Here is a 12,654-nt window from a genome sequence, read left to right as displayed (position 1 = left end):
GTTCAAATCTGAACAATAAAAAAGACGGGCTATCGAGCCTGTCTTTTTGTTGGTGTTATCTTTTTATTTGAGCGCTCTTTTCGCTTGAAAGCCCATTGAAATTAAGCGTCTGACTCAATCAAATACACTTCTTCACAGAAACGCGACAAGCCTTTCTTAGCAATCTTAGGATGTTCATCGTCTGCAATATCTTGATTCAACAATGTGATTTTGTATCCCGCGAACAACTGATCGATTTCTAGTTTAGGTACGCTAAACGGAGGCCCTGCCATCTCGTTTTGATCATAATCCAGAGTCACCAGAAGAATCTTACCACCCGGCTTCAATAGTTGTTTCAAACGCTCTACATACTGCACTCGCATCTCAGCAGGCAGAGCCACTAAAGAAGCGCGATCATAAATAATGTCAACAGGCTGAATTGGCGCTGTGAAGTAATCACCCGTGTAAACACTCAGTTCGTCGAACTGGTAGAGCTCATGCTGGCCATTAATTTGAGTCACAGTCGGTGTGTAAAAGTGCTCTGAGAAAAATGCGCGAACCGCAATCTGGCTTAATTCAACCCCTTGAACCTCTTCATGCTTAGACGCTACCCAGATCAGATCTTCGCTTTTACCACAAAGTGGAACAAACACACTCTTCTCGTAATTAGGGTTAGTTTTTTCCCAAAATTCAATCAGAAGTGGATTTACATCTTCAAGGTGGAAACCAATTTGGTTGGCTGCCCATTTATTGTGCCAAAATTCAGGATTATTCATCTTTCGTTCATGTTAAACAGTCATACTGCAAGGGTACAGTATAGAGAAGTAAGAGCAACCTTCGCTTGGTTTAAAATTGCCAGTTAGACTCGCTAAAAATTAAACACTGACTGAGTTCAACATTCTTAAACAGAAGGGGCAAATGCTTGAATTATTTGTCTATATGTTCACATTTTAAAGCAATATTAAACGTTAGAGTTGGTTTCTACCTCAACTAGCCCCATTTAATATATAGTGAGTTTAGTTAGGCTGTTTTCACTCTTATGCGTTACTGGTTACCCCTTTAGACTATCCGTTTTTGTAACCTTGGAGTTTGAATGAGTGTATTTCTCCGTACGACGGCCCTAATGCTTCTAGTATTGAGCCGAGCGCCTGCATTCGCAGCAGCACCTGTTTCAACGAGTTCAACTGATCAATCGCGCACACCTGCGCAAAATCAAGTTTCATCTAACGTATTCCGCCATAGCCTAAGTGGCCTATACGGCATTAAAGCATTCGACTCGCGTCCGACTCAGCCTTACACTGACTTCGACATTCTTTACAGCAAAGCTCACCAAGCACAAGCTGAGCTAGAAACTATCTGTAAAAGTACAGCCCTACTCACTAACTCAGAAGCCCTATTCGCAGGCGTTAAATCTCAATCTCGCGCACAAGAAAAGATTGACCTTGAGCTTGATGGCGATGTAACAAGAATTACCGACCTAGCTCGTGCAACGATCATCGCAAACGACGTAGAGAGTTTGGTTGAAGTGTACGAATCACTAAGCCGTGAAGCGGACGTAGTGAAATTGAAAAACAAGTTTAAGTCTCCTGCTGACTCTGGCTACCGTGACCTTAACTTGTTGGTTCGTTTACCTAAAACCAACATCATTGCTGAAGTTCAGCTTCACCTAAAAGCAATTGCTGATGTGAAAAGCGGCCCTGAGCATGAACTATATGAAATCATCCAAGGTATTGAACGTCACGCGATTGCAGAAAAACGCCCGATGAATGACATCGAAGCTGCACAAATCAATAGCTTAAGACGCCAGTCTCTGGAGCTTTACCAACAAGCATGGCAACCGTATATCACAACTCACATCAAAGCGGCATAACGCGTCTACAACTGTAATCTAATAGATACTAATAAGGGCTGAAGTCACAGCCCTTTATTTTTTCTTTGTTCTAGATACAAAAAGACCACGCTTGGCGTGGTCTATTGCTTGGCTACTTTTCGATTTTAATATTCTCGACTCGGGCCTTTAGTTTTTGTCCCGGTCTAAAAGTAACAACACGTCGAGCAGAAATTGGAATGTCTTCACCAGTTTTCGGGTTACGACCTGGTCGCTCGTTTTTTTCGCGAAGATCAAAGTTACCAAAACCTGACAGTTTTACCTGTTCGCCATTTTCAAGTGCTTTACGAACTTCCTCGAAAAACACTTCAACCGTTTCCTTGGCATCCCGCTTGCTGTATCCGAGTGTTTCAAACAGGTTCTCAGCCAAATCGGCCTTCGTGAGTGCCATAAAACTTTCCTCAAAGCTATGTTATACATTGCTACCATCACCAGTAGCGCCAAAGCATTTACCCTATTCAATCAAAGAGATAAGGTCATTTACAAGGAAAGTGTATGCCAAGCTTCTGATTTTCGCCAACTTTTTTATTTGAACAATTGGTTTATTCTTTCTAATCAGCAAGATAACCCACTTCGAAACTCACACATATGGCTAAAAATGCTCTCCTCCCGACAATCACAGTAGAACTTAAACCTACCAAAAACAAAAACAACGGAATTTAATACTTTAGTTTTCTAAATGTTAATTTCTGAGACTTTTATCGTATATCTAATTAAATCAGCCACTTGATTTGATATCAAACTCAACAAAGAACAATAAATAACCACCTTTTAATATGAGATTAATATCACCTCAGTATTTTATTCGTTCAACAATCTAGAACTTTACAACCATTGCTTACGTATCAATATTGTTTATTCGATCGAAGGGGGAAGTAAAGCATTAATTAGACGACTTAATCGGAATTACCCATCAATGTGTAAACTTAATTTTTGATTTCATTTCCTTTGCTTATGACTATTAAGTCACCAAGTTGTTCATCGCTTTTTGTCATAAAAACACTGACTATTATGCTCATTACAACGAGCGTAGTTCCCCGGGACTGTAAGGAAAAACACTTACCTTAAAACCCTGAAATGCTGAGTTTGCAAGGGGGCGCTAAATTATGCAACTCGGCCAATGACAGCTCATTTATTTTTTCTAAGTATATATCCGTCAGCGCTGGCGTTTTCCTGTATTCGAAGAGAACTTATTATGAGTAATAAATTTGAAAATAAACCCTTACCTTCCTTTATCGAAGAACGCTTGAACTTTTATGTTCAAGACCTCATTACCCCAAACAAAAACCAAAGGCACTTGGTATTAGGGAAACGCCCCAAGTCGAACGCCGTGGTTATGCAGAGTAATGACTACCTATCACTATCGCATAACGTGAACATCCAAAAAGCACATAGGGATGCGATCTCAAAGCACGATGATAATGTAGTGATGTCTGCCATATTTTTGCAAGATGAACAATCTAAGCCAGCGTTTGAAACCGAACTCGCAGCCTATGTCGGGATGGAAACCTGTTTGCTGTCCCAATCTGGTTGGGCTGCGAATATTGGGCTGTTGCAAACTATCTGCCCACCTAATACTCCGGTGTATATCGATTTCTTTGCACACATGTCCCTATGGGAAGGAATTCGTGCTGCTGGAGCTCATGCTTACCCGTTTATGCACAACAACATGAATCACCTGCGTAAACAGATCCAACGTAATGGATCAGGCGTGATTGTGGTCGACTCTATTTATAGCACCATTGGCACTATTGCCCCACTACGCGACATCTACGAAATGGCGCAAGAGTTTGACTGTGCTTTGGTCGTTGATGAGTCGCACTCGTTAGGTACTCATGGTAAAAATGGGGCGGGTTTGGTTCGATCTTTAGGGCTGACCAACAAAGTGGATTTTATTACCGTGAGTTTAGCCAAGACATTCGCTTATCGTGCCGGTGCCATTCTTGGACCTAAACGGCTGTCAGAGACCCTTCCATTTGTCGCTTACCCCGCGATTTTCAGCTCTACCGTGCTGCCACAAGAAGTCATTCGCTTAGAAAAAACGTTAGAGGTAATCAAAAACTCTGATGATAAGCGAGACACCTTATTCAAACGAGTCAAAACGCTCACAACAGGCCTAAAACAAATAGGCTTTAACATTCGTAGCGAGTCACAAATCGTGGCCTTAGAATGCGGTAGCGAAAGAAACACGGAGCATGTGCGTGACTTTCTCGAAGAGCGGAATGTGTTTGGTGCTGTATTTTGTCGCCCTGCAACTGGAAAAAACAAGAACATCATCCGATTCTCAGTGAATGCTGACATGACTTCGCAAGATATAGACCACGTTCTCAGGGTATGCGATGAAGCATTTCATCACCCTGAGTTAGAGTTCATTTAATAATACCGTTCATGTAATCAATAAAGACGATTGAACGAAACGCACTCTACCATGTCGCAATATAAAAGAGCCCAGCATTTAACTGAGCTCTTTCTTGTCGCTTGTTATGTATGAAAAACAGCAAACACCCTTGTAACGATAAACTAAATCCAATGTGCAATTTTATCAAATAATCGGTTCTTGTCCGCCGGCTTAACAATAAAATCAGACATGCCTGAAAGATCCATCTTCTCCAGAGTGACAGGAGAGCTATCCCCCGTATGCGCAATGATAGGCACAGAGGAGAACGCTTTGTTTGCACTTCGGATACGACGAGAGGCTTCAACACCATCCATAATTGGCATCTCGATGTCCATCAGAATTAAATCGATATGATCAGTATCCAAAGCATCTAGTGCCTGCTGACCATTTTCTTTCTGAATAACATCAAAGCCTTGTTTTTCCAACAGCATAGCGGTAAAACGACGTAAGGATTCATTGTCATCGACGACCATAATTGTACGCTTGTTAGTCGTGTTTAACGGTTTTACAGACGTGGAAGATATCGCATAACTAGACTCAAACAGTAGGCGATCAACTGTCGTTTGGGTATTCAAAAGCCACACTTGAGTTTCAACCCAAATAGGTTCAAAAGATACATTGTGGACACGTTTTAGCGGGGAATACTCATACAAATAGACAATTCGAGATTCCGTGAATGACAGTAAAGATTCCATTCTCTCCAGGCAATTCGCTTTTAAATCTAAGCTCTCTATATCAACAAAAATCAAATCGAACTCAAATTGATACTCTTTTCTGTTGAGTGTTGAGGCAACGTCTAGAACCGTTAATTCAAACCCCATAGTGCGAGCTAATTCCCTAACTTTAGCAGTGAGTATGTTTTGTTCGCTCACCATCAACACATTCTTTAATTTTGTCAGCTCACTCTTAATCTCTTTTACTGCGTTCGAAGTAAGCTGCGGGAAAGTCATTGTAAACTGTGTCCACTCATTTATTTCAGACTGGCATTTTATTTCGCCACCAAATGACTTCATTACCTTTTGGCAAAATGGCAAGCCCAAGCCATAGCTTCCCGATTTACCCGTCGTATAGAAGTCTTGGAATATGCGTCGAATAACATCACTTGAAATACCAGAACCGTTATCGGAAACCACTATTTGATTGGCGATATCATCACTTTGTACAGAAACATGAATATGGAAGTCTTCTGGGCTACGGTGATGGAACGCATTTTTTAACAAATTGTACATCACATACTTCAATAAAGTATCACTGCCTAAGAAACTGAACTCCCCCTGTATGTCCAGAGATATTGCTTGTCTATCTGACGCACGTTTATAATTAAAACTATCTATCGCATCACCGACCACCGTTTTCGCCGAATGCTTTTTAAAGGTAGAACGGGATACACGGTTTTCATCAATTGAGGTCAACAACAGATCAATGGTTTCGTTGCCTGAATGAATGATATTCATCGCCTCATCACTCACTTCTCGTAGCTGTCTCACTTCTTCATCGCTCAGAACATATTGCCCCTTGTGATGACCAGCTTTTGGATTCGGCAATATAGACTGCATGACATCAATTGAGGTCAATAGGCCACTAAGAGGATTTCGCATCTCGTGCGCAATACCTGCACCAAACGACTTAGCCAAAGACACCTTCGCTTCATGCTCTAACTGATTACGGAAATAGAATAAATTACCAAACAAGTAAATGAACAAAAAGATAGGCACGTGCGTCCAGTTCATTGTGAGTTCAAGATAAAAGCCCTGCGCCGCCCATGCACCTATTGTAGCAATGCTGATTCCAGCAAAGGTCTGCGCGAACATAACCCTCGTTACATGCACTAGTAAAATATGAAGAAATATAGCGGACATGAACGACATAACCCAAACATTGGACCAATTGTTCATTAACAACATGAAGAAAAAGAAGCACGGTAGACAGAGTGTGATTGCCACTTGATAATAGACTGGAAGATATTTCCTCCACTCACTCGGGATGTGATTACGATAAATGATCCCGAAGAACAATACAGAGCATAACAAGCGCAACGTTAAGTTTTCATAAGGTTGGGGGAACAGAAACTCCCAAACAATATAATAGATTGGGAAGCCGACGAAACCCATCCAACCAACGAGGGAAAGGTTTGGTTCTGCATACTGATAAACTTTACGAATAGCGTTCATACGAAATTATTTGCACTCTAAGCCCTGACATTGACTAATTATATGGTTGTTTTTATATGGTCCTTATTGAGTATATTATACATCATTCATGATCAGTGAGGTTTCAATCATATAAGTAATAAGACTTTGTACTCGATTAAGCATATTTGGCTCGCAAATATACATGATTTACCCGTTAGGAACACTCACTGACAAAGAACTTAATATCGTCAATTGACACATATATAGCCCAAACACATACACGCTACCCGTCATGCCAACTCTTATGCAACGACTATTTCATGATTGGCACTATCATCTATCAACTCAACCGTCGTCGCTCCAGTTTTGACTACATGATCAAATACAAAACCGCACGCTCAGGAAACAAAAAATGCCCCTAAATAGGAGCACTTATGTTACTTACTGTATCAATAAAATTTATTTTAATGCCACTGCATCTCGCCGCTAAGAACCTGAGCACCAAGCTCAAGATCACCTTCAGTTGTCGAAAACTGCGGGTAAGCCTTCTTCATATAACGACTGATATCACCGGATGTTGGGTTGTTTTTACTTTCCAGAGCCTTTTCAATGTCAGCCACGTAATCAATCGTAAATTGAACACCGTTAACGCCTGATGGCATCTTACCAAGGTAATGACCTGGAATCACAACCTCTGGTTCAAGTACCTTCATTCGTTCTAAAGATTGTGACCATTGATGACGAATCTCTTTCGACTGCGTGTCTGCCATCCATACATGCACTCCGCTATATACCGAAACCCCACCAAACACCGTTTTTTCCGACGGCACCCATAGGTAAGCTTGATGCGTGTTTATTTCTTTCACTTCGATGGTTTCGCCTTCAATACTAATCGTTGTGTCGTTTAATACTGTCGGAACAATCACTTTAGAGGGTGAGTTTTCACCTAAGATTGGGCCCCAATATTCTAGTTTCGCATCTTTAGTTCGTTTGATATGCGCAACTACCGCCTCACTGGCAACGACATCAACACCTGGGAATGCATCCATCAGAGGCTCTAAACCAAAGTAAAAGTCTGGGTCACCACTGCTGATGTAAATCATCGACAATTCTTTACCCGTTGCTTCGATCTGCTCCACCAACTTCTGTCCATCTGCGACGCTAAATTGAGCATCGAACAGAACCACTTCCTTTTCACCAGAGACAAGTACTGAGCTTGCTGGGAATATCGCATTTTCACCCGGATTATAGTGAGTGATGTTTAAATCAGCAGCAGAAGCAAAACTCGATACTGCCGTTGTTGCTAAAAATAGTGCAGTTGTTGAAAAAACGTTTGATGACTTGTTCATTACTTTATTCCGTAGTTAAGAGCTGAAACTATATAGGCTCGTTGAATATGTAACGCATCTTATTTGATTGAATTTAGATTAAATAGATATCAAATTAACTTTCACTGTTGCGATTTTCGGACATATACTGTGATTCACTCGCTTTCTTTAGGTGGTAAAAACAATGGATAGACTTGAGGCCATGAATGTCTTCGTCACAATAGTGGAGCGTGGCAGCTTAAGCGCGGCCGCAGAGCATCTTGAACTATCTCGAACCAAAGTGACACGCTATCTAGGAGAGCTAGAAGGTTGGATGGACACACGCTTGCTTCACAGAACCACTCGCAGCTTGAGCCTAACCAGCGCAGGAAAAGAGACGCTTGAAGTCGCAAGGGAGTTACTTGCCCTTGAGGCATCGTTAGCAGGTATCAGAAATCAAAACCGCCAGCACTTAAAAGGCCAACTGCGTCTTACCGCAAGTTATTCCATTGTCGATAGCTTCTTGATGGACGTAATCAGCCGCTTCATAGCGAATTGGCCAGAGGTAACAATTGATATTGTCTCTACCGATAAAACAGTCAATCTTGTTGAATCGCGTATCGATTTGGCGATTCGTATCACTAACGAACTTACCCCTAATATTGTTGCTAAACATCTAGGTGAATGTCGCTCGGTGATTTGCGCGTCGCCTCAATATCTAAAAGAGAACGGCACCCCAAAAAGTGCGCAAGATTTAGCGCACCACAACTGTTTGTCATTCAGTTACTTTGGTAAGACCGCATGGACGTTTAATGGCCCCAATGGACTCGAATCGGTGCCGATTAAAGGGAATATTAGTGCGAATACATCTGAGGTTCTGCTTTCTGCGACACGAAAAGGCAACGGTATCTGCTTGCTGCCCTTTCCTTCTGTAGAACACTTGATAAAAAATGGTTTGTTGGTTCCGCTGCTCTCTGAATGGAAACCTAAAACGCTCGGTGTACACGCGGTTTATGGGACGCGTAAACAAGTCACACCACTGCTAAGAGCCTTTATCGACCACCTATCTAACGAGATGGAACAGTCGACAAGCTGGTAGGTAACTGCCTTCATTAATAATACTGATATGGAATAAGTATTATTCATTTTACTTATGACACATTAATTCCTATCGTAGTTCACACCATTCAAACTAAGCAAAGATGATAATCGAAATAATGTTGACTCAAATAGGACAATAAAACATGACTGCCATTACTGATTTAGAGGTTCTGTTGAAATCCATGTCACCAGAATTGATTGAAGGGAACTACATATTTTGTACTGTAAAAGGGGTGCAATCGGATTACTTTCAACTTAACCCGATAGCGACTTTTCGAGAAAAAGAGGGCTTAACTTTAGTTCTCGAAGAATCCGTAGCCACCAAATTCCAGCTAGATTTCGATGGTGTATTTAGCCTCATCACACTATCCGTACACTCTAGCCTCGAAGCTGTCGGATTAACCGCCGCTTTTGCTACTAAGCTTGGATCATATGGCATTAGCGCCAACGTTATTGCAGGCTACTATCACGACCATATTTTTGTGCAAAAAGATAAAGCTGAAACCGCGATGAAAGCGCTACAAGAATTCTCAGATTAAAAATAACGAAACCGTTAGGGGCTAAGTACAAAAAAAGCGACGTAATCTACGTCGCTTTGGGTTATTGCTCACCGCTCTCTAATTGATCAGGCATCAGCTAGCTAGCCAGTTAAGCAAGTTTAAATGTCGCTACTTTGTCACTTAAGCTAGCGGCTTGATTCTTAAGTTCATTCGACTCAGTTAAGCTATCTTGTGAGCCTACGACCAACTGATCGGTCACATCTTTAATAGACGTAATGTTTTGAGTGATTTCACCCGTCACATGAGTTTGCTCTTCAGCTGCAGTCGCGATTTGCGTCGCCATGTCACTAATTAAAGCGACGGCAGTGTTGATTTCTTCTAACGCATGAGAAGCTCTGTCGGCATCTTCCACAGAATGTAATGCCAGCTTAGAGCTGCTCTCCATAAGCTCAACAGCTTGACCCGTTGTACGCTGTAGAATATCAATCGTTGATTTGATTTCTTCTGTTGAAGAGTGTGTGCGCTGTGATAGAACACGTACTTCATCGGCAACCACCGCGAAACCACGCCCCTGCTCACCAGCACGAGCCGCTTCAATCGCAGCGTTCAAAGCAAGTAAATTCGTTTGCTCTGCAATGCCTTGGATTGTCGCTAATACGGTTGAAATCTCTTGAGCGTGCTTGTTTAGCGCACTAATCACATTACCCGCTTCGTTAACTTCATTTGCTAGATTATTGATTGAACCTTTAGTATCAACCACTAACGCGTGGCCATTATTGGTGCTTGTTGCTGAATCTTGTGCCGCTTTTGCGGTTTGCTCTGCATGCGATGCAATTTCTCGTGTTGCGCTGGCCATTTCGGTTACAGCCGTCGCCACCATAGTGATTTCTTGTTGCTGATGATTAAGCTCGCTCACCGAAAGGTTAGCTCGCTGTGCGCTTTGTTCTGATTGGCTATTCAGTTGTTCTGATTGACCACGAATATGCCCAATTAACTGCTGTAAGCTGCCAACAAACGTATTGAAATTCTGTGCTAACTCGCCGACTTCATCTTGGTTCTCTACATGAATACGTTGAGTTAAGTCACCACTACCATTCGCAATTTGTGCCAAAGCGTTAGAAACATGATTAAGTGGACGGAATAGAATGGTACATAACAGGTTAAACAGCACCGTACATACAATCACTACAAATAACGTCACTAAAATTTGGCCAATCACAGCATCAAATAACGGTGCAACCAAAGAGTCATGATTAACAACGCTGACGGTAATCAGGCTCGTCCCGTCAATAGAACGCGCGTAAAGAACATAATCGCTTCCGTTCAACTCTATCGTTGTGTTTTTTCCGCTAGCTAGCGCTTTCTGGACATCAGAAAAATCCAATCCAAGTGAACTGATATTCTTATTCAATAGCTTAGTATCAGCGTGTGTGTAAACCGTGCCCTTATCAGTCGCGATAAACATGTAGCCTTCCCCAGGAAGGATCACTTTCTCTAAACTATTTAAAATATCGGTAATTTCAACATCTGCCCCTAGGACAACCTGATCGCCATGCAATTGCATCGCTTTACCTAACGATACAACGTTTGCACCAGTGGCAGCTGCAACCGTTGGGTTATCCATAAACACTTTGCTTGGATTCGCTACCGCATTGGTGTACCAACCCCATTGGCGAGGGTCATCATTACCTGCAGGAAGTACAACTCCGTTCGCGTTCTTTTGCGAACCATCAGGAAACGCTAAGAAGACATTATCAAAGGAGGCTGAGTCACGAACTTGTTTAAGGTGAGTAACCAAACTTTCTTGTTTGGACTCTTTCGACAGAGACGTCAACGCACGCTCTTTAGATAAAATCCAATCCGATACGTACTGGTTATAAGAAGCCGATGTCCCTTCTAAACGTTGCTCAACCTCAGTATCTAATCGTTGCAATGAAGCCCGGAAAGAAAGAGCTTCGACCAAAATCCCCCCCAGGATAATGGCCATGCTGGCAGATATAGCCAATTTATTTTTAAGCGAGAGTTTCTTTAACATAGGAAACCTATAATTTGTAAATAAAAACCGAGGCGAACAAATTCGTGCCAAGACGGTTGCAAGCTGAATATATTTTACGCTTTAAAATAAATTAAAAAAACTAACCAACCAGCTGTATTACCAAGATCTGTGAGCTAGAAATTAGATCTAGATCAACTCACAGACTAGAACGACATACGTTAAGAATAGATGACAATGTTCAGATGATTAAATGCCAAGCCTTTTGCTTCATTGATAATAATCTACTCAACAAAAAAGGCTTTAAAGTTACGAGGCCTCTGATTAACATCCCCCTCCCTGAAGAATGATTCACATTAACGATATGAGTTGAGGTATCACTTAAAAACAGCTATCGACTTTTAGCTAAAGTTTGATTGATAAACAATGCGGACAAAATGACCACCAACGCTAACCACGTTGTTGTTTGAACAGACTCATCCGCAAGTAGTACACCAATCAAAACACCCACTGCAGGTACAAGGTAGTTAGTCATCGAAGTGAATACCGCGCCAGCGTTTTTTATACTCATCATATAAAGATAATAAACAACACCTGCACACAGAACTCCTAGGTAAATCAATGAAAACATTGATGATGCTGACGGCCTAACTGTTGTGATTGGGGCTGTTAAAAATGCGATGAACAGTAGTTGAATACTCGCCATACAAAGTACATTTCGAGCAACAACCAGTGGATGCACATCTCGTACACGATTAAGCAAGAGAAGCGCAATAGCGAAACATACGGCTGCAACGATAATTGCAGCAGAACTCACTAAATTAATAGCGCCAGTATTCGATGACAGCTCTGGGGAAAACAAGATCAATAACCCACTAAACCCAACTATGACACTAACGGTGTTCCCTTTACTTATCGTCTCACCTTTAATAAACACAGGTGAAAGTAGTAAAGCGTAAAAAGGCAGTGTGCCCATCAATATAGCCGCGATTGAACTCGTTAGGTTTTGTTGAGCCCAAGGAACCAGAACAAAAGGAATAGCGGCTTCTAGCAACCCAATCAGAGCAAAAAGGCCCCATTGCTTACTCGCACTTTTAATCCCCATTATTTTGCATATAACAATAAGGGTCAGCGCCCCCAGTATTGCTCGAAGCGTCCCTACCCAAACAGGAGAAAAACCCTCAAGAGAAATTTCCTGAAAAACAAACTGTGAGCCCCAAATAAGCCCTATTGCGATTAACGTTAAGTAATTTTTTAGCATGTTTATATTGCCTAGAAGATTAAATCTCATTGAAAGTACAAGGTTTAATATAATGAAAATTCAATGTTTTACATGACATTCTGTTGACCTATTGA

At 41.6% G+C, this 12,654-nt stretch carries 10 protein-coding genes; 4 read left to right on the top strand and 6 right to left on the bottom strand.

The features are described from left to right. Positions 1–101 precede the first annotated feature (101 nt). Positions 102–755 carry a thiopurine S-methyltransferase gene (locus WR49_RS11340; RefSeq protein ID WP_046224074.1) on the bottom strand — a complete coding sequence of 218 codons (654 nt, stop codon included), beginning with the start codon at positions 753–755 and terminating at the stop codon, positions 102–104. Between the two features lie 317 nt (positions 756–1,072). Here WR49_RS11340 and WR49_RS11335 point away from each other — a divergent pair, with 317 nt between their 5' ends. Next, positions 1,073–1,849 carry a RelA/SpoT domain-containing protein gene (locus WR49_RS11335; protein ID WP_017057452.1) on the top strand — a complete coding sequence of 259 codons (777 nt, stop codon included), beginning with the start codon at positions 1,073–1,075 and terminating at the stop codon, positions 1,847–1,849. Between the two features lie 112 nt (positions 1,850–1,961). On the opposite strand, the gene ihfA is transcribed toward WR49_RS11335, so the two are convergent. Beyond that, entirely contained in the window at positions 1,962–2,258 is a 297-nt protein-coding gene (gene ihfA / locus WR49_RS11330) for an integration host factor subunit alpha (RefSeq protein ID WP_004734853.1), read from the bottom strand. A gap of 804 nt (positions 2,259–3,062) precedes the next feature. On the opposite strand from ihfA, the gene cqsA reads away from it, so the two are divergent. Beyond that, positions 3,063–4,244: an alpha-hydroxyketone-type quorum-sensing autoinducer synthase gene (gene cqsA / locus WR49_RS11325; protein WP_046224073.1), complete on the top strand. Its 1,182-nt coding sequence runs from the start codon at positions 3,063–3,065 to the stop codon at positions 4,242–4,244. Between the two features lie 143 nt (positions 4,245–4,387). Here cqsA and WR49_RS11320 read toward each other — a convergent pair whose 3' ends face one another. Beyond that, positions 4,388–6,436 carry a hybrid sensor histidine kinase/response regulator gene (locus WR49_RS11320; RefSeq protein ID WP_046224072.1) on the bottom strand — a complete coding sequence of 683 codons (2,049 nt, stop codon included), beginning with the start codon at positions 6,434–6,436 and terminating at the stop codon, positions 4,388–4,390. A gap of 425 nt (positions 6,437–6,861) precedes the next feature. Further along, on the bottom strand, positions 6,862–7,746 hold the full coding sequence (locus WR49_RS11315) for a Vmh family MBL fold metallo-hydrolase (RefSeq protein WP_046224071.1): 885 nt from the start codon (positions 7,744–7,746) through the stop codon (positions 6,862–6,864). A gap of 163 nt (positions 7,747–7,909) precedes the next feature. Between WR49_RS11315 and WR49_RS11310 the strand changes: the two genes are divergently transcribed. Both WR49_RS11310 and WR49_RS11305 read left to right on the top strand, forming a co-directional pair. Further along, positions 7,910–8,803: a LysR family transcriptional regulator gene (locus tag WR49_RS11310; protein ID WP_046224070.1), complete on the top strand. Its 894-nt coding sequence runs from the start codon at positions 7,910–7,912 to the stop codon at positions 8,801–8,803. A gap of 145 nt (positions 8,804–8,948) precedes the next feature. Continuing rightward, the gene (locus tag WR49_RS11305; protein ID WP_046224069.1) at positions 8,949–9,344 is read left to right on the top strand and encodes an ACT domain-containing protein; all 396 of its coding nucleotides are present in this window, start codon (positions 8,949–8,951) and stop codon (positions 9,342–9,344) included. 109 nt (positions 9,345–9,453) lie between these two features. On the opposite strand, the gene WR49_RS11300 is transcribed toward WR49_RS11305, so the two are convergent. Both WR49_RS11300 and WR49_RS11295 read right to left on the bottom strand, forming a co-directional pair. Then, entirely contained in the window at positions 9,454–11,340 is a 1,887-nt protein-coding gene (locus tag WR49_RS11300; protein ID WP_046224068.1) for a methyl-accepting chemotaxis protein, read from the bottom strand. A gap of 349 nt (positions 11,341–11,689) precedes the next feature. Beyond that, positions 11,690–12,559 (bottom strand): DMT family transporter, encoded by an 870-nt coding sequence (locus WR49_RS11295; RefSeq protein WP_046224067.1) that lies wholly within the window; start codon positions 12,557–12,559, stop codon positions 11,690–11,692. Positions 12,560–12,654 lie beyond the last annotated feature (95 nt).

It is taken from the genome of Vibrio sp. ECSMB14106 (genome assembly GCF_000972265.1).
GTDB classification, from domain to species: Bacteria; Pseudomonadota; Gammaproteobacteria; order Enterobacterales; family Vibrionaceae; genus Vibrio; species Vibrio kanaloae.
This window is presented reverse-complemented; position numbering and strand designations above follow the sequence as displayed.